The organism is Shouchella clausii (genome assembly GCF_002250115.1).
GTDB lineage: Bacteria > Bacillota > Bacilli > Bacillales > Bacillaceae_D > Shouchella > Shouchella clausii.
In genome coordinates this window covers 711751-729000 of sequence record NZ_CP019985.1, presented here as the reverse complement: position 1 = coordinate 729000, position 17250 = coordinate 711751, and the positions used below count along the sequence as shown (strand labels likewise).

Here is a 17250-nt window from a genome sequence, read left to right as displayed (position 1 = left end):
TTATATAGGTAGAAAGATCGATAGGAGGGATAGGCATAATGGATGAGAAAATTTTTATTAGTCCAAGCAAGTATGTTCAAGGCAGAGGGGTTCTCGACAAGACAGGTGAATATCTGAAAGACTTAGGCCAAAAGGCGCTGCTTATGGCTGATGAATTTGTCTGGGGAATCGCTGGAAACCGAGTGGCTGACAGCTTGAAAGAAGCAGGGCTTTCCGTGGTGGAAATCACATTTGAAGGCGAATCGTCCGAGGCGGAAATTAAGCGGATCGCAAAAAAAGCTGAAGACGAAGGCGCTGAGATCATTGTAGGAATCGGTGGCGGGAAAACATTGGATACCGCTAAAGGGGTTCGGGATCGCTTGAAAGGTGCCGGCTGTGCCATTGTTCCGACAACGGCTTCAACCGATGCGCCGACAAGTGCTTTGTCGGTCATCTATTCAGAGGACGGCGTGTTTGAACGCTACTCCTTTTATAGCAAGAACCCAGATATTATCCTTGTCGATTCGACAGTTATTGCTAGTGCTCCGCCGAAATTTTTAGCAGCAGGCATTGCCGATGCTCTTGCTACTTGGGTCGAGGCTCGGGCTGCTTTTGAAGGGCGCGGCACCACAATGGCAGGAGGAAAAGCAACCATTGCTGGGCTAGCGATTGCCGAGAAGTGTGAGCAAGTCTTATTCGACTACGGGTTGCTTGCTTATGAAGCGAATAAACGGGGAGTTGTTTCCCATGCGCTTGAACAAGTCATAGAAGCCAATACGCTGCTAAGCGGCCTCGGGTTTGAAAGTGGGGGTCTCGCATTGGCGCATGCTGTCCATAATGGTTTTACCGTGCTTGATGGCGATATCCATCATCTAAGCCACGGGGAAAAGGTCTCGTTTGGCATATTGACACAGCTAGCGTGGGAAGACCGCAATCAATTCGAGATTAACCGTTACATTCAATTACTGTCAAAACTTGGCTTGCCTGTAACATTTAAAGACCTCCATATTGAAGAAATAAGCCGCGATGAGTTATTAAAAGTCGCACAAACAGCTTTGCAAGAAGGCGAAAGCAGCCATAACTTGGCAAGCGTTCCTTCTGCCGATGACCTCGTTGATGCCATGGTTGCTGCAGACCAGTATTCCATCGCCTATCTCGGAAGATAAATCAATAGAAGAAGAGCCGCTATCGAATTTCGATTCGGCTCTTTTTTTGCCAAAAACTGAAACGCTTTTGATTCAACATTATAGGCATCCTCACCGTGGAAAAAGCAATGAGTGATAGGAGTTGCGCATAAATGTTTGTGCGATTCGCCTCCTCGCTTTCCGCCAATCCATCCCGCAAGCATTTCGTCTGATTAAATTTGGTAATGAGAAAAACAGAACGCATGTTCCCTTTTTCTTTTGTTTTTGGTAGAATAGAATAAGAGTGAACAACATGGACGGGCATCAAATTGTAAAGGAGGCGATCTACTTGGAGGAAAAAGAACTGTTAAAATTGATTTTGGAAAAAACGGTGGCCACGGAAAAGAATGTCAAGGAATTAACTACTCGTTTGGGTGGATTGGAAAAGCGTTTTGACGGTTTAGAAGGGCGTATTGATGGGCTAGAAAAGCGTTTTCAACGGGTAGAAAACGACGTGAATAAGTTGAAAGAAGAACAAGGCATGATCAAACAAGCAGTGATGGAAACAAACAAAAATGTGAAACAGTTAATGGAAGACCAAAAATCAACCTATGAAATTTTGAGCGAACATGACGTGGCGATCCGAGCAATCCGCAGGCGGATACAAAAGTTGGAGGCGTAATGTCAGAGTAGTAAATAGAACAAGGTCGTTTAACATGAGCGATGCAAATAGACGGAGGTTCATAAGTCTATGAACGGTGGGCAACGAAAGGTGCGTGCGCTTGTCTACAGTCTGAGCCGCCAAGGATCACTTGGCGGCTTTTTAGCGTCTATTGTGGATTAGAATGGTAAGCGCAGCTACCATTAATGTAAGTGGCGCAAAGTTTTGTTTTTGTTGCAAATGGATGGCCTGTCCAAACCGCTAGATCAGCGTCTTTTCCTACTTCGAGTGAGCCGACGCGGTTTGAGATGCCGGCTAATTCTGCAGCAGTGCGAGTGATGCTTGCAAGTGCTGTTTCTGAGGAAAGTCCGTATTTGACTGCTTCTGCTGCGCAGACGGATAAATATTGAATAGGCGTAAAAGGATGGTCTGTCATAATCGCAAATGGGATGCCTGCTTCGTCCATTAGGGCAGGGCTTTTAGGAGTGCTGTTCCGCAATTCATATTTAGAAGCAGACATCATAAATGGACCGAGTGTGACCGCCACCCCTGCTTTTTGGATCGCATCAATCATCATATAGCCTTCTGTCGCATGCTCGAGATGGAGCTTGACGCCAAATTCATCGGCAATGCGAAGGGCAGTCGCAATGTCGTCGGCACGATGGCAGTGGAGGCGGAGCGGCATGCTGCCATTTAATACTTCAATAAACGGCCACAGCTCTTGGAAATCAACACTGAGTTCCTCTTTTGCCAGGTGCCGATAAGGCAAAGCTTTCAAGAAGCCATTGCGGATAATCGAAGCAACTGCCATACGTGTGAATGGCTTTTTACGGTATGTTTGCCCGAATACATTTTTTGGGTTTTCGCCTAGAGCGCCTTTCAACCCGCTTCGTTTTATTAAGAGTCGTTCTTCTAATGTACCGCCGGCTGTTTTCAAAATCGACCAAATGCCGCCAATCGGGTTGGCGCTTCCAGCCCCTGTTTGTACAGTGGTGACGCCGCCACGCACGGCATCTTGGAAGGAAAAGTGGTCTAAATGAATGCCGTCCGTTGCCTCCATGAGAGGGGTAAACGGTTCAGAATATTCATTGGCGTCGTTTACGTCCTCTGTCACTTCAGCCCAGATGCCGACATGGGTGTGGATATCAATGAGTCCTGGCGTCATAACCATCCCTTTTGCCTCGACTTCTTTTGTGCCAGCTGGAACATTCAAATGGCGGCCAATTGCTGAAATCTTGCCATTAGCGACGTAAAGATCTCCTGATTGGATAACCGTGAAATCGGCATCGACTGTATACAAATCTGCGCCGCGAAATACTGTATTCATCGCTGTTCACTCTCCTTTTCATAACAGAGTTTGCCACTTACAAACGTGTGGGTAACGGAGCTTGTTAACGATAAAGGATCGCCATTCCAAATGGCAATGTCAGCTTGCTTTCCTGCTGTAATCGATCCAGTTCTGTCAGAGATCCCTAAGCATTGGGCAGTGGTAAGTGTAAGGGCGTTTAATGCGTGTTTTTCGTCTAAACCTTCACGTACGGCCAGCGCGGCTTCTAACTTTAAGTTACGCACAGAAGTGGTAGGATGGTCTGAAATGATCGCATGGGGGATGCCTGATAAAACAACTTCTTTATGAAAGGAAGGGCACAATGTTTGTTGTTCGTGACGCTCCCGCGCTTGGAACATCGGCCCTGCAAATAGAGATGCCCCCCGTTGTTTTAACTCGTTCAGTTGATTTTCAGTGGCGCCTGTACCATGAACAAGCGTCAATGTAAATGCATATTCCTCTTGGAGGCGCAACGCTGTGTCAATGTCAGTTCCGCGGTAAGCGCGGATAAATACGTTTGCTGGCGCGCCGTGTTTGTCAAAGTAACGGCGCAAGGAAGCGGCAATGCCCATTCTCGTTAATGGTTTATTTGTCTGTTGTTTAAAGGTACGTTTAGGAATGTCACCAAGTGAAAAAGCATGGCCAAATGAAGGCTTAATCGCCATCTCATCAACAGTTACTCCGTCATGCTTTACGATCGCGGTTTGTGCGCCGATCACGCTCCCTGGTCCGGAAGCGACGTGGGAGACCGTTACACCATTGGCAAGCGCTTCTTTAAATGCAGCGTCGAAAGGATAAATGCTGTCGATGATTCGATAAGGAGCCAAATCGTCGCTTTGCGTGGTTTCTGCCCCATCCTCGCCTTCCCAGCGAATACCGATTTCTTTTGCGCCAATTTGGCTAAATCCATCTATAAATCCTGGTAGAACATAGTGATCGCCTACATCGATAACAACGCAGTGATCAGGAAGCGATGCGTGATAGGGAAGCAATGCCTCAATGGACGTGCCTTGAAGCAGAATCGTTTTCGCTTGATACGCAGCTAAATCGGAATCGTAGACGCGGGTAGAACGAATAGCTGTATACATCAGAGAACATCCTTTCTAAAGTTATGGCTACTTAGGGATATGTACAAAAGAAGAGAAGCGCGTTTGTTCGCTTCTCTTCTAAATGCATTAGTCAACAGAGACATTGGTACCGTAAGGCGTAACGATGCGGATAGAACCGTCTGGGCTGACGTGAAAGCCATGTACGCGGGAGGAAACGCCAGCCGCTGTTTCCGTATTATCGAGTTCGATCCGTGGGACATCGGCCATAATGAGTTCAAGTGCTTCCTGGTAAATAGCGGCACGTTCTTCTTGATCATCTGTTTCCGATGTCGCTTTTGTGAGCAACGCATCGACTTCCTCATTTTTGTAGCCTTTTCCGTTTCCGAGCGCGCCAATTTGGTCGCTATGGAACAGCTGGTACAAATAGAAATCAGGGTCAGGATACCAGGTCCAACCGCCAATTGACATTGGTGCTTGGCCTTTAGAGACGATGTCGGAATAAGTGCCCCATTCCACTGTATTGATCGTTACATTAACGCCGATCTCTGCCATTTGGTTTTGGAAGATCGTCGCGTATGGGACGCGGCTTTCGGCCACGTAAATTTCGGTATCAAAGCCATCAGGATAACCTGCTTCGGCCAAAAGCTCTTTTGCTGCTTCTGGGTCATAGGAAGGCGCTAAGCTTTCTTGCGCTTCATCGTAGCCCCATGATTGGCGCGGGATTGGCAAATAGGAAACTTCTGCTCCACCCCATTGGTAAACGCCGTCTACCATTTCTTGCACGTTCGTGCCTTTATAAATGGCCTCACGTACTTTCGGGTCGGCTGTCGGTCCTTCGACGTTGTTTAAATCCAAGTACGTAGTTGCCAACCCAGGTACTGATAAAAGTTCTAAGTTGCCGTCTTGTTCAATCAATTCCCGGTCTTGTCCTTTCACATCAGTGGCGATATCAATATCGCCTGAACGCAAGGAATTTGTCATCATAGTCGGGTCAGGAATGATTTGAAAGTTTAACTGGGCTAAATTAGGTGTCTCCCCCCAGTAATTTTCATGGCGTTCTAGCTTCACCATTTGGTCTTGTTGCCATTGTTCCAGTGTAAAAGGGCCTGTTCCGACCAAGTGTGAGCCAAAGCTATCCCCGTGGCCTTCCACTTCTTCTTTTGGAACAATCACATTGCCTGCATCGGTTAAAACAGCCAATAAGGCAGAGTTTGGTGCGTTTAATATAAGCTTGACTTCTGTGTCGTTAATGACTTCAACTTCTTCTACCATACGGAGGCGGTTTAAAGCCGATTCGTTCGCTGAACGTTCCAAACTATATTTTACATCTTCCGCTGTCATTTTCCGGCCGTCTTGGTAGTCGCCAGGTTGGAAGTAAACGTCATCGCGCAACTTAAAGGTGTAGCTCATCAAGTCGTCAGCTGCTTCCCATTCAGTTGCCAAGGAAGGCACGATTTCGGTTAAATCTTCGTTATAGACGACGAGCGTGTCAGCAACGTTACGAATAATATGACTTTCATATTGGCCAGAGTAATCGACTGGATCAAACGTTTTCGGGTTCGCTGATAGACCTATTGTCAATGTGCCATCGGCATTTGCACCAGCGCCATTGCTAGCATCGCCTTCTGAAGCCGTATCGCTTCCCCCTCCGCCACAAGCACCTAATGCCAACAGCGAAGCCGCCAAAAGAAATGGAAGTGCTGTTTTTTTCATTTTGCTGATATCCCCCTTGTGTGTTTCTAATAGTGAAACATTGATTCTGAAAATTCCTACGCTCACTTTAGCGCAAGAAGTCTGAAAAGTAAATGGTTATTTTTTCAGATTTTTATTTTATCCATCTATTTTTAAGGGTTTTCATTAGAAAAACCAATTAAACAAAGGGTTTTTCGCTGTCAGATTTCCTGACGACGAAAATCAAACTTTCTGAAATACAGAAAATTAACCATTTACAAAGGTCGTTGTTATGCTATAATCAGCTTTAAATTTCAGATAACGAATCAATGATTCAATTTTTACTAGGGGGATCGTCATGATTCAATTTGTCGGCAAACGGTTGTTGGATTTAATTCCAACTTTATTCGTCGTTTCATTGGTTATTTTTATCATTACCCGACTCTTGCCTGGGGATCCGGCAAGCGTCATGCTTGGTCCACAAGCAAGTGTAGAAGACGTGGAAGCATTAAGGGTCGAACTGGGGCTAGACCAGCCGTTTTTTCAGCAGCTTCTCCACTATTTCAAAGATTTGCTCCAGCTTGATTTTGGCACATCGGCTTATTATAACGAACCAGTCTTGTCTTTAATCATGGACCGTTTTCCGAACACATTGCTGCTCGCCGTCTCCGCTCTGACAATTGCTTTGTTAGTTGGTGTGCCGGCTGGAATGATAGCCGCAGCAAAACGAAATTCTGTCATTGATTATCTTGTCACATTCGGTTCCCTTGTCGGTGTATCGATGCCTGTTTTTTGGCTTGGCGTGATGTTTGTGCTTTTTTTCAGCGTCCAGCTCGGCTGGTTGCCAGCAACAGGGATGGGGTCGCTTGACAACGGCATGTGGGATTTCTTCAAATACTTGCTTCTCCCTAGTGTGACACTCGCGACGATACCAATGGCTGAGTTTGCCCGCATTACCCGGTCCAGCATGCTTGAAGTAGGGGCGCAGGACTATATTAAAACGGCGCGGGCAAAAGGTTTAAAAGAATTTTGGGTCATCAGCAAACATGCGTTTAAAAATGCGTTGACGCCTTTGTTGACTGTAACGGGGATGCAAGTGTCAATGTTATTAGGTGGCGCGGTGTTGACAGAGACGATTTATGCGTGGCCAGGAATGGGGCGAATGATCGTTGATGCGATCGACAAACGTGATTTTATTGTCGTTCAAGGGTCTGTTTTGTTTATTGCCCTCATTTTCGTATTGGTGAATTTAGTCGTTGATTTATTGTACAAAGTCGTTAACCCGAGGGTCGACTTAAATGGCTCAAAAGGAGGAACGTCCTAATGGAACAGCCGCCTGTCATCGAACAACAACATGTTTCATTTGAAAAAAGAAACAAATTCCGATTTTTTCGCAAACTTCTTAAAAACAAACTGGCTGCAATAGGGATGGCGATTATTGTCATGATGGTCATTCTTGCCGTGTTTGCTCCTTTGATCGCAACTCATTCTCCAAATGCGATGGATGCAGCCAATTCGCTTAAACCAGCAGGGTCAGGCGGCCATTTGCTTGGGACCGACAATTATGGCCGCGACTTGTTTTCGCGCATCGTCTATGGCTCACGCATTTCCCTCATTGTTGGCTTAGGTTCCATTGTCCTTGGAGCACTTGTCGGTACATTCCTTGGCTTAATTGCTGGTTTTTATGGAGGAAAACTTGACTCAATCATTATGAGGACAATGGACGGCCTATTTGCATTTCCGTTTATTTTACTAGCGATTTCACTTATGGCCGTCCTCGGTCAAGGGCTTGTCAATGTCATCATCGCAATTGGCATTGCCAGTGTTCCGGGATTTGCCCGGATTATCCGCGGCCAAGTCCTATCTGTAAAAGAAGAAGAATTTATTGAAGTGACACGCTCTCTTGGCGCTAAAAATGGCCGAATTATGTTTTCGCATATTTTGCCAAACTGCCTTGCCCCTTTAATTGTATATGGAACAATGAGCATTGCTGGCGCCGTTATCTCTGAAGCTGCGCTTAGCTTTCTCGGTTTAGGCGTGCAGCCGCCTACGCCATCTTGGGGCAGCATTTTGAAAGATGGCACAAGCTATCTGGTGTTGTCACCTCACATGGCATTGTTTTCAGGATTAGCGATTTTAGTGACTGTACTCGGGTTTAACTTGTTCGGCGATGGGCTTCGTGATGCCCTAGACCCAAAAATGAAAGTATAGGAGGGAGCTCATGGAAAAACGAGAACGTTTATTGGAAGTAGACAATTTGCATGTTCATTTTCGGTCTTCCACCCATACAGTCAAAGCGGTAAATGGTGTTAGTTTTACGCTTCATCGCGGGGAAACAGTCGGCATTGTCGGCGAGTCGGGTTCTGGGAAAAGCGTCACGGCCACCTCGCTTTTACGGCTGTTGCCATCGCCACCCGCGGATTATCCAAAAGGTGAAATTCGTTACAACGGCGAAGATTTGCTCAAGTTGCCTGAAAAACGGATGCGCAGCATCCGCGGCAATGAGATTTCAATGATTTTCCAAGACCCGATGACGTCTTTAAACCCTGTATTTACGGTGGGCGATCAAATTATGGAAGTGATTCGCCTTCATAATGGGCTTAGCAAAAAAGAAGCAAAAGAACGGGCAGAGGAAATGTTGCGCCTTGTTGGCATTCCAGAGCCGAAAAAAAGGCTTTCGATGTATCCACATGAGTTTTCGGGGGGAATGCGCCAGCGTGTGATGATTGCGATTGCGCTAGCATGCAACCCGAAATTGCTTATTGCTGATGAGCCGACAACGGCTCTCGATGTAACGGTGCAAGCGCAAATTTTAACGTTGATGAAAGAGCTGCAGCAGCAATTTAATACCGCCATTATTATGATCACGCACGACTTAGGCGTTGTATGGGAAAGCTGCGACAAAGTGATTGTCATGTATGCTGGAAGCGCGGTGGAAACAGCGTCCGCTAAAACGCTTTATGACAATCCACAACACCCGTATACATGGGGATTGTTTGATTCGCAAATTTTGTCAACAGTCAGCCAACAAGAACGGCTTCACCCGATTCCTGGATCGCCTCCTGATTTACGTGCTGAAATGAAAGGTTGTTCATTTGCAAACCGTTGCCCTTATGCAAAAGCGGTGTGCCAAGAGAAAAAGCCGGAGCTTATCGAAACCGAGGAAGGGCACCAAGTCGCTTGTCATTTTCAGACAAAAGACAAAACGCTCGAACGGAAGGAGAGAGTGTTGGCATGACTGAACCGATATTGAAAGTCGAACAGGTAAAGAAGCATTTCCCAATCAAAAAATCGTTGTTGAAGCGGGAAACGCAAACGGTCAAAGCGGTCGACGGCGTTAGTTTTGACCTATTTAAAGGGGAGACGCTCGGTGTGGTTGGCGAATCTGGCTGCGGCAAATCAACGCTAGCTAGGTTGATCAATCAACTGATTCGGCCGACGGAGGGGACCGTTCACTTTCATGGTAAAAATTTAGCTGGCCTTTCAGCAGCTGAAGTTCGAAAAGTGCGTAAACATATCCAAATGGTGTTCCAAAACCCGTATGCCTCACTGGATCCACGTAAAACGGTTGGTCAACTAATCATGGAGCCACTTGTCATCCATGGCGTTGGCACGAGGGATAGCCAAAAAAAGCGGCTTTATGAGTTGCTTGAAACAGTCGGGCTGAATGAAGGACACGCCAAACGTTACCCACACGAATTTTCAGGCGGGCAACGACAACGAATCAATATTGCCCGGGCATTAGCACTCCATCCAGACATTATTATTTGCGATGAGCCGGTCTCTGCTTTGGATGTCTCTGTCCAAGCGCAAGTAATTAATTTGTTAAAGGATTTGCAAAGTGAGTTCCAATTGACATACGTATTTATTTCCCATGATTTGAATGTTGTCCGTTATATGTGTGACCGGATTGCTGTCATGTATTTAGGGAAAATCGTGGAAATGGGCACATATGAACAAATTTATCATCACCCGAAACATCCTTATACGAAAGCGCTGTTGTCAGCTGTACCGAAAGAAAGCCCATTTGAACAAAAACAGAGAACGATTTTATCAGGCGATGTGCCTAGCCCGGTCAATCCGCCGCCAGGATGCCCCTTCCACAAGCGTTGCCCAGAGGCGATGCCGTCTTGCCAGGAAGTGGTTCCTACGCTCATTAAACAAACGAATGGCCAGCAAGTCGCTTGCCATTTGATGAACGACACCGAGGAGGAAGCAATATGCCATTAAATCATGTTTTGCGTTTGTATACCATTATGGACGACCCGCGTGTATCAGGAGAGAAGGTCGCTGCTTATTTAAAGGAGGTTTCGCCTCATGCAGATGTCGACATTTCACGCGTCGATGGGGAAAAGGGCTCAACAGACTTTGTTAAAGTCCATGTTCGTGGAAGGAACGGTCGCTCAGCAGGAGGTTCAGCGCCAACCATGGGTATCATTGGAAGGCTTGGCGGAATTGGAGCCCGTCCAGAACGGACAGGCTTTGTCTCCGATGGGGACGGCGCTCTTGCAGCGATGTCAGCAGCGGCGAAGCTTCTAGACATGCAAGAGAGAGGCGACTTTTTGGAAGGGGACGTTATCTTGACCACGCATATTTGCGCCAATGCGCCAACACAACCCCATGATCCAGTTCCGTTTATGGGTTCGCCAGTGGATATCTTGACTATGAATCACTATGAAGTCGATCCAGCGATGGAAGCGATTTTGTCAATTGACACGACGAAAGGAAACCAAATTACAAACCATAAAGGCATTGCGGTAACGCCGACTGTAAAAGAAGGGTACGTGTTACGGGTAAGCGAAGATTTGCTGTTTCTATATAGTCAGTCAACGGGAATATTGCCTGTTACGTTGCCAATTACAACTCAAGATATTACGCCTTATGGAAACGGGGTTTACCATATCAACAGCATTTTGCAGCCGGCTGTCGCTACTCAAAGCCCCGTTGTTGGCGTTGCAATCACAGCGCAAGCCGCCGTTGCTGGCTGTGCCACTGGAGCGACCCATTTGGAAGATGTCGAACAAGCAGCCCGTTTTTCGATTGAAACGGCGAAAGCGTATGGCGAAGGAAACTGCCAGTTTTATAATGAAGAAGAATTTGGCTTGTTAGAAAAACTGTACGGCAAAATGACGCATTTGCAAACGCTCGGGAAGGAGGCTGCTGTAAAATGAATGTAAAAGACGAACTAATTGTTGCCGTAGAAGAAAATAAGCAAGAGCTCATCGACTTGGTCTGTTCTCTTATTCAGATCAATACCGAAAACCCCCCTGGCGATACAACTGAAATAAGCCGCTTCATTGCCGATTATTTAGGCAAAGATGGGATCGATGTCAATTGGCACCAATCGAATGAACAGATGTACAATTTGATTGCAAGCATTGGCGAGGAAGGGGGAAAAGAGCTAATTTATTGCGGCCATACGGACGTTGTTCCTGCTGGGGACCGGGATAAGTGGTCGTTCGATCCCTTTTCAGGCATTGTCGAAGATGGTTGGATACTAGGACGCGGCGCTAGCGATATGAAAGCGGGCCTTGGCGGCGTGCTATTTGCGACTGCTTTGCTTAAGCGAATGGGAGTGAAACTGCCTGGGAAGCTCACGCTTGCAATCGTCCCTGACGAGGAAACAGGCGGAGAGTACGGAGTTCCTTGGCTCCTAGAAAGGGGCTTAATTAAGGGAGACGGTTGCTTAATTGCGGAGCCTTCTTCTCGCTTGCATCCGACAATTGGCCAGAAAGGTTCTTGCTGGTTTAAACTGGATGTTTACGGAGAAGCGGGCCATGGAAGCTTGTCCCCTCTTGCCGGCCGAAATGCGATCACTGATGCAATCAAGGCAATTGCGGCAATCCGTACCGTTTTTGACATCGACGTCGATATCCCTGAGGAAGTAAAACCGCTTCTGGCTGTTTCCCGCAAATATATGGAAGAAGTCGAAGTCGAACGAGAACCATACAAAGAAATTCTCGAAAAAATAAGCGTCAATATTGGCACGATCCATGGTGGGACGAAATCCAATGTCATTCCTGATACCTGTACAGTCGAAGTTGACTGCCGCCTGCCGTTTGGGATTACGCAAAAGGAAGTGTATGCGTACATTGAAGCGCGCCTTGATGAGCTAGGGATTGATTATGCAATTACGCCATTCGGATTTCGCAGCAATGCCAACCATACGCCTGCAACCGATCCAGTTTGCACAGCCATTATCAATAATATTTCCTATGTAACGAAAGAAGAAGCGTACGGCGTGATGCAATGGGCAAGCAGCGATGCTCGCCACTTCCGTGACCACCACATTCCAGTTCTCCAATACGGACCTGCATACTTGCCAAGCATCCATAATTTTGACGAAAAAGTAAAAGTGGAAGACGTTGTCCTTTGTGCAAAAGTGTATGTAGCTGCTGTGATTGATTTTTTGCAACAGTAAGTGAAACGTCAGTCACCCATGCGCAGTGTTTTGATGTAAACTTAGTAATGATTAAGTATGCCGCAATGGCCTAGGAGGAGCTGTGTTAAAAACTGTACATCAAGCATTGGAGATTTTAAAAATGTTTACGAAAGAAAAGCCTGTTTGGGGAGGCAGGGAGCTGTCCAACGCTACGGGGATCAATCATACGAAAATTTATCGGATACTTGAAACACTGGAAGCCCAAAACTTTCTAACGAAAGATACAGAGACAAAGAAATATAGCCTCGGGTTTGCCGTGTGGGAGCTAGGTTCGATTATGTACGACCAGTTAAATGTAAAAGAATTGATCCGCCCAAGCCTTGCCCGTTTAACGGAAAAAACAGGCGAGTCCACGTTTCTAACAATTCTGGACGGCAAAGAAGCGCTTACGCTTGAAGTGGTTGAGCCAGCCAATAAAGTGAAGTTTTCCGTTTCTGCTGGCAGCCGTGCTCCCTTATATGTAGGCGCGTCTTACCGCAGCATCTTGGCGTATATGCCTGACGAGGCAATTGAGGAAGTGATTGCGGGAGGTTTGAAAGCCTATACAGACAGGACGATGACAAGTGAAATTGAATTGCGTAATGAGCTGGCAACCATTCGCAAACGCGGGTTTGCTATTAGCCATGGCGAATATACGGAAGATGTCATTGCCTTGGCGATGCCGCTTTTCCATGAAGGGCGGATCGTTGGTTCCATTACTATATCCGGCCCAGCCTATCGCTTTAATGAGGAGCGTTTTGACTCCTGCTTGCCGCTATTACGGGAAGCGATTACAGACATTAGCGAAAAAATGGAACGGTACCAAATTGTGCTGAAATGAAAGGATCAACGCACAGGAGAGCGAGGCAGGAACGAGCTAAAAACATAGTTTACGAGGGAATGCAGACGTCCTATGCATTCCCATTTTCTTTGCTGTTTTTCTTCTGCTCCATGAGCAAGTTTCTTTTCACCTCCTTTTCATATTAAACATTTTCGGTTTCCTACCCCTTCCTAAATCGCCTAAACGTTTTTTCATAATCTGATTGACACCGCTTACAAAAAGAGGCTAAACTTAGTTTAAATAATAAACAAACCTAATGAAAGAAGGTCATCTAATGAGCTATTTTCCTGCTGTAAACAACATTTCCTATGAAGGCGCTAAGTCTGACAACCCGTTTGCATTTAAATTTTACAATCCTGATGAGGTCGTTAACGGAAAAACAATGGCCGAACATTTACGTTTTAGCATTGCCTACTGGCACACATTTACAGAAGCGTTGTCAGACCCGTTCGGCGCTGGGACGGCGATAAGGCCTTGGAATGCGTACACAGGGATGGACTTGGCAAAGGCGCGTGTTGAAGCAGCATTTGAGTTCTTCGAAAAAATCAATGTCCCATACTTTTGCTTCCACGATGTCGATATCGCCCCTGAAGGAAGTTCTTTGAAAGAAACGTATGCCAATTTAGATGTCATCGTCGCGATGATAAAGGACTATATGAAAGACAGCAACACAAAACTGCTTTGGAACACAGCGAATAATTTTACACATCCCCGGTTTGTAGGCGGTGCCGCGTCTTCCAATGAAGCTGATGTCTTCGCCTACTCCGCTGCAAAAGTAAAGAAAGGCTTGGAAATCGGCAAAGAGCTTGGCGCTGAAAATTATGTATTCTGGGGTGGCCGCGAAGGCTATGAGTCATTATTAAATACGGACTTAAAGCTTGAAATGGACAATCTCGGACGCTTTTTCCATATGGCAGTTGATTATGCAAAAGAAATTGGCTTTGATGGCCAGTTTTTAATTGAGCCTAAGCCAAAAGAACCGACAACACACCAATATGATTTTGACGTGGCTACAGGATATGCCTTTCTCCAGCATTATGGGCTCCAAGATTCATTTAAATTTAATATTGAAGCAAACCATGCAACCCTTGCAGGGCATACGTTTGAGCATGAGCTGCGTTATGCCCGTATTCATCATATGCTTGGTTCAGTGGATGCAAACCAAGGAGACCCTTTGCTTGGCTGGGATACAGATGAGTTTCCGACAGACCTTTATTCGACAACGCTAGCGATGTACGAAATTTTGCAAAACGGCGGGCTTGGCAGAGGCGGCTTGAACTTTGACGCGAAAGTACGGCGTGGTTCATTTGAAGCTGATGACTTGTTTTTCGCCCACATCGCAGGCATGGACAGTTTTGCAATCGGCTTGAAAGTTGCGCAGCAGCTTATAGATGACCGCGTCCTTGAGCAATTTGTCGACAGCCGTTATCAAAGTTATAAGGAAGGAATCGGCCGCGAGATTGTTTTAGGAAATACGGATTTTCACCAACTTGAAGCGCATGCGCTGTCACTTGGCGAAATCAAAACCCGTTCAGGCCGTGTGGAACGGATAAAAGCAATCATTAACCAGTATTTATTAAATGCATTTGCATAAAAAGTAGACGATCGGCAAGGAGCGATTCAAATTGAAACATGTCATTGGTGTTGATTTAGGCACAAGCGCAGTGAAATTGCTTGTCGTTAACGAGACGGGTGAAGTGGTCATGGAAGTGTCTAAACCATACCCGTTGTCTCACCCTAAATCAGGATGGAGCGAGCAAGATCCAAACGATTGGGTCAGGGAAACCGTTGCTGGATTATCGGACATAGCAGCAGCCTTGCCACAAGCAACGACTCAAATTGAGGGAATCAGTTTTTCGGGGCAAATGCATGGGCTCGTCTTGCTCGATGAACAAAACGAAGTGTTGCGTCCGGCGATTTTATGGAATGATACACGCACCTCCCCGCAATGCAAAGCGATTTACGAAAAGCTAGGCGCTGAAAGGCTGCAACAATTAGCCAAAAATCCAGCGCTTGAAGGTTTTACGTTGCCAAAGCTGATGTGGGTACGGGAGCATGAACCGGAAGTGTTTACAAAAGCGGCCAAATTCGTGCTTCCAAAAGACTATTTGCGCTTGAAGTTGACTGGTGCATTGCATACCGACTATTCTGACGCAGCAGGTACACTCTTGCTTGATATCGAAAGAAAAACATGGAGCGAACCGCTATGTTCGGCATTTGGCATTGATCCATCGCTTTGTCCGACGCTAGTGGAATCACACGCTTGTGTCGGCCAGTTGACGGAAGAAATCGCATTAGCGACGGGGCTGCCAAGCAAAACACCCGTTTTTGCTGGAGGAGCCGATAATGCGTGCGGAGCAGTAGGAGCTGGAATTTTAGAAAACGGCAAGACGCTCGCTAGCATTGGCACGTCAGGTGTTATGCTTTCGTACCAGGAAGAAAAAGGGAAGACATTTGGAGGAGGCGTCCATTATTTTAACCATGCAGCTGAAGATGCGTTTTATACAATGGGCGTCACATTAGCGGCAGGATATAGTTTAAGTTGGTTTAAGCAAACATTTGCTCCTGAAGAAACGTTTCCGCAATTGCTTGCAGGAGTGGCAGAAGTCCCCCCAGGGGCAAATGGGTTGTTGTTTACGCCCTATCTTGCCGGAGAGCGGACGCCTCACGCTGACGCTACTATCCGTGCTAGTTTTATCGGTGCTGATAGCAGCCATACGAAGGCCGACTTTACTAGGTCGATCCTTGAAGGCATCACTTTTTCATTAAGAGAGTCACTTGATTTGTTCAGAGAACAAGGAAAGACGATTGAGAGAATTGTTTCCATTGGCGGAGGAGTAAAAAGCGAAACGTGGCTACAAATGCAAGCTGACATTTTCCAAACGCCAATTGTGAAGCAGACAAGCGAGCAAGGGCCAGGCATGGGTGCGGCGATGCTGGCTGCATACGGAGCTGGCTGGTTTGGTTCGCTGAAAGAATGTGCAGATGCATTTATTAAACAGGATGCAGTGTTTGAGCCAGACTGTAGTAGGGCAAAAACATATGAGACGTTATATGAATTGTATAAACAAGTCTATCCGGCGACTGCAGCCATTAGCAAAGCGCTCGCGGCATTCCGTAAATAAGAGGAGACAGTTGATGGAACCGATAATAAACATAGTCAGAAATGGCTGGAAGCAAATACGTTTGCAAAACAAACATGGCATGCGCCTTGACTGCCTAGATTACGGCGGCATCGTAACGAGAATAGATGCTTTTGACCGCAGCGGACAATTAGCAAACGTTGCCCTCGGCTACAAGGATATGAATGAGTATACGGACAACAGTCCCTATTTTGGGGCGTTAATAGGCAGAGTTGCTGGCAGGATTGCAGGCGCTTCATTTACAGCAGAGGGGAAACAAATACACGTGCAAGCAAATGAAGGGGCAAACCATTTGCATGGCGGAGCTAGCGGGCTTCACCAAATTCGCTTTGAAACAGAAACGTTTACATCTCCACGGGGCTCAGGTGTGCGGTTTCAGCACCGCTCTCCTGATGGGGATGGCGGCTATCCTGGCAATGTGGACATCGACATCACGTATACATTGACCGATGACAATGAATGGATTCTTTCATACACAGCGAAAACTGACAAGCGGACGCCGCTTACATTAACCAACCATACCTATTTTAATTTGGCCGGAGAAAAAGGGGCAACGATCCATGACCATGTGCTGGAAATGGATGCATCTGCCTACCTTGAGCTCGACAATGAGTTGATTGCAACTGGAAACGTCATAAAGGCAAAAGGCAGTTTATTTGATTTCCGCCAAGGCCGTGCTTTCCGGCAAGGACTAGAAGACGGGATAGAGCAAAACCGGTGTGTCGGAAATGGCTATGATCATTATTTTTTACTTGATCACACTAAACATGAAAGCGTCCGTGTTTATGAACCAAAAAGCGGCCGTGTGCTATCGATGGAAACCACACAGCCTGGCCTTGTCCTCTATACAGGCAATGGGCTTGGTTCAGAACCAGAACTTACAGACGGGCTTTCAAGAAAATATGGCGGTTTTTGCTTAGAAGCACAAGCTTCCCCTGCCTCCCTCCAATATGACGATTTGCCGCACATTTGGCTTGAACCGGGTACGATTTACCAACATGAAACGGTGTACCGCTTCTCGACACAATGAAGGG

General features: G+C 46.5%; 15 protein-coding genes. 12 read left to right on the top strand and 3 right to left on the bottom strand.

Features of this window, described 5'->3' with window-relative positions; genetic code table 11:
- Positions 1-38 precede the first annotated feature (38 nt).
- Complete coding sequence (locus BC8716_RS03520; protein WP_094423961.1) at positions 39-1145, top strand: glycerol dehydrogenase; 1107 nt, start codon at positions 39-41, stop codon at positions 1143-1145.
- 271 nt (positions 1146-1416) lie between these two features.
- Complete coding sequence (locus tag BC8716_RS03510) at positions 1417-1785, top strand: hypothetical protein (protein WP_094423959.1); 369 nt, start codon at positions 1417-1419, stop codon at positions 1783-1785.
- Positions 1786-1933: 148 nt separating this feature from the next.
- Here the strand turns inward: BC8716_RS03510 and BC8716_RS03505 are convergent, their stop codons facing one another.
- From BC8716_RS03505 to BC8716_RS03495, 3 genes are all read right to left on the bottom strand, one after another.
- Positions 1934-3091, bottom strand: a complete 1158-nt coding sequence (locus BC8716_RS03505; RefSeq protein ID WP_094423958.1) for an amidohydrolase — start codon at positions 3089-3091, stop codon at positions 1934-1936.
- Complete coding sequence (locus BC8716_RS03500) at positions 3088-4179, bottom strand: amidohydrolase family protein (RefSeq protein ID WP_094423957.1); 1092 nt, start codon at positions 4177-4179, stop codon at positions 3088-3090. The genes BC8716_RS03505 and BC8716_RS03500 overlap by 4 nt, the downstream gene beginning before the upstream one ends.
- An 87-nt stretch (positions 4180-4266) precedes the next feature.
- A complete protein-coding gene (locus tag BC8716_RS03495; RefSeq protein WP_094423956.1) occupies positions 4267-5853 on the bottom strand; it encodes an ABC transporter substrate-binding protein in 1587 nt (528 codons plus the stop codon).
- Positions 5854-6169: 316 nt separating this feature from the next.
- Here BC8716_RS03495 and BC8716_RS03490 point away from each other — a divergent pair, with 316 nt between their 5' ends.
- The 10 genes from BC8716_RS03490 to BC8716_RS03445 all read left to right on the top strand — a co-directional run bounded on the left by BC8716_RS03490 (position 6170) and on the right by BC8716_RS03445 (position 17246).
- Positions 6170-7135, top strand: a complete 966-nt coding sequence (locus tag BC8716_RS03490) for an ABC transporter permease (RefSeq protein WP_094423955.1) — start codon at positions 6170-6172, stop codon at positions 7133-7135.
- On the top strand, positions 7135-8022 hold the full coding sequence (locus BC8716_RS03485) for an ABC transporter permease (protein ID WP_251179975.1): 888 nt from the start codon (positions 7135-7137) through the stop codon (positions 8020-8022). The genes BC8716_RS03490 and BC8716_RS03485 overlap by 1 nt, the downstream gene beginning before the upstream one ends.
- Before the next feature lie 10 nt (positions 8023-8032).
- Positions 8033-9049 carry an ABC transporter ATP-binding protein gene (locus BC8716_RS03480; RefSeq protein WP_094423954.1) on the top strand — a complete coding sequence of 339 codons (1017 nt, stop codon included), beginning with the start codon at positions 8033-8035 and terminating at the stop codon, positions 9047-9049.
- A complete protein-coding gene (locus BC8716_RS03475; protein WP_094423953.1) occupies positions 9046-10041 on the top strand; it encodes an ABC transporter ATP-binding protein in 996 nt (331 codons plus the stop codon). Before BC8716_RS03480 ends, BC8716_RS03475 begins: the two co-directional genes overlap by 4 nt.
- On the top strand, positions 10032-10982 hold the full coding sequence (locus BC8716_RS03470; RefSeq protein WP_094423952.1) for a DUF1177 domain-containing protein: 951 nt from the start codon (positions 10032-10034) through the stop codon (positions 10980-10982). Before BC8716_RS03475 ends, BC8716_RS03470 begins: the two co-directional genes overlap by 10 nt.
- Positions 10979-12232, top strand: coding sequence for a M20 family metallopeptidase (locus BC8716_RS03465; protein WP_094423951.1), 1254 nt, complete (start codon positions 10979-10981; stop codon positions 12230-12232). The genes BC8716_RS03470 and BC8716_RS03465 overlap by 4 nt, the downstream gene beginning before the upstream one ends.
- Before the next feature lie 82 nt (positions 12233-12314).
- Positions 12315-13073: an IclR family transcriptional regulator gene (locus tag BC8716_RS03460; RefSeq protein WP_094423950.1), complete on the top strand. Its 759-nt coding sequence runs from the start codon at positions 12315-12317 to the stop codon at positions 13071-13073.
- Positions 13074-13347: 274 nt separating this feature from the next.
- Positions 13348-14667 (top strand): xylose isomerase, encoded by a 1320-nt coding sequence (gene xylA, locus BC8716_RS03455; protein ID WP_094423949.1) that lies wholly within the window; start codon positions 13348-13350, stop codon positions 14665-14667.
- A 31-nt stretch (positions 14668-14698) separates the two neighbouring features.
- Positions 14699-16198 (top strand): xylulokinase, encoded by a 1500-nt coding sequence (gene xylB / locus BC8716_RS03450; protein ID WP_094423948.1) that lies wholly within the window; start codon positions 14699-14701, stop codon positions 16196-16198.
- 13 nt (positions 16199-16211) lie between these two features.
- Positions 16212-17246 carry an aldose epimerase family protein gene (locus BC8716_RS03445; protein ID WP_157730343.1) on the top strand — a complete coding sequence of 345 codons (1035 nt, stop codon included), beginning with the start codon at positions 16212-16214 and terminating at the stop codon, positions 17244-17246.
- Positions 17247-17250 lie beyond the last annotated feature (4 nt).

Coding starts and splice junctions, on each gene's coding strand:
- BC8716_RS03520 (WP_094423961.1), top strand. CDS start 39: ATGGATGAGAAAATTTTTATTAGTCCAAGCAAGTATGTTCAAGGCAGA.
- BC8716_RS03510 (WP_094423959.1), top strand. CDS start 1,417: ATGGACGGGCATCAAATTGTAAAGGAGGCGATCTACTTGGAGGAAAAA.
- BC8716_RS03505 (WP_094423958.1), bottom strand. CDS start 3,091: ATGAATACAGTATTTCGCGGCGCAGATTTGTATACAGTCGATGCCGAT.
- BC8716_RS03500 (WP_094423957.1), bottom strand. CDS start 4,179: ATGTATACAGCTATTCGTTCTACCCGCGTCTACGATTCCGATTTAGCT.
- BC8716_RS03495 (WP_094423956.1), bottom strand. CDS start 5,853: ATGAAAAAAACAGCACTTCCATTTCTTTTGGCGGCTTCGCTGTTGGCA.
- BC8716_RS03490 (WP_094423955.1), top strand. CDS start 6,170: ATGATTCAATTTGTCGGCAAACGGTTGTTGGATTTAATTCCAACTTTA.
- BC8716_RS03485 (WP_251179975.1), top strand. CDS start 7,135: ATGGAACAGCCGCCTGTCATCGAACAACAACATGTTTCATTTGAAAAA.
- BC8716_RS03480 (WP_094423954.1), top strand. CDS start 8,033: ATGGAAAAACGAGAACGTTTATTGGAAGTAGACAATTTGCATGTTCAT.
- BC8716_RS03475 (WP_094423953.1), top strand. CDS start 9,046: ATGACTGAACCGATATTGAAAGTCGAACAGGTAAAGAAGCATTTCCCA.
- BC8716_RS03470 (WP_094423952.1), top strand. CDS start 10,032: ATGCCATTAAATCATGTTTTGCGTTTGTATACCATTATGGACGACCCG.
- BC8716_RS03465 (WP_094423951.1), top strand. CDS start 10,979: ATGAATGTAAAAGACGAACTAATTGTTGCCGTAGAAGAAAATAAGCAA.
- xylA (WP_094423949.1), top strand. CDS start 13,348: ATGAGCTATTTTCCTGCTGTAAACAACATTTCCTATGAAGGCGCTAAG.
- BC8716_RS03445 (WP_157730343.1), top strand. CDS start 16,212: ATGGAACCGATAATAAACATAGTCAGAAATGGCTGGAAGCAAATACGT.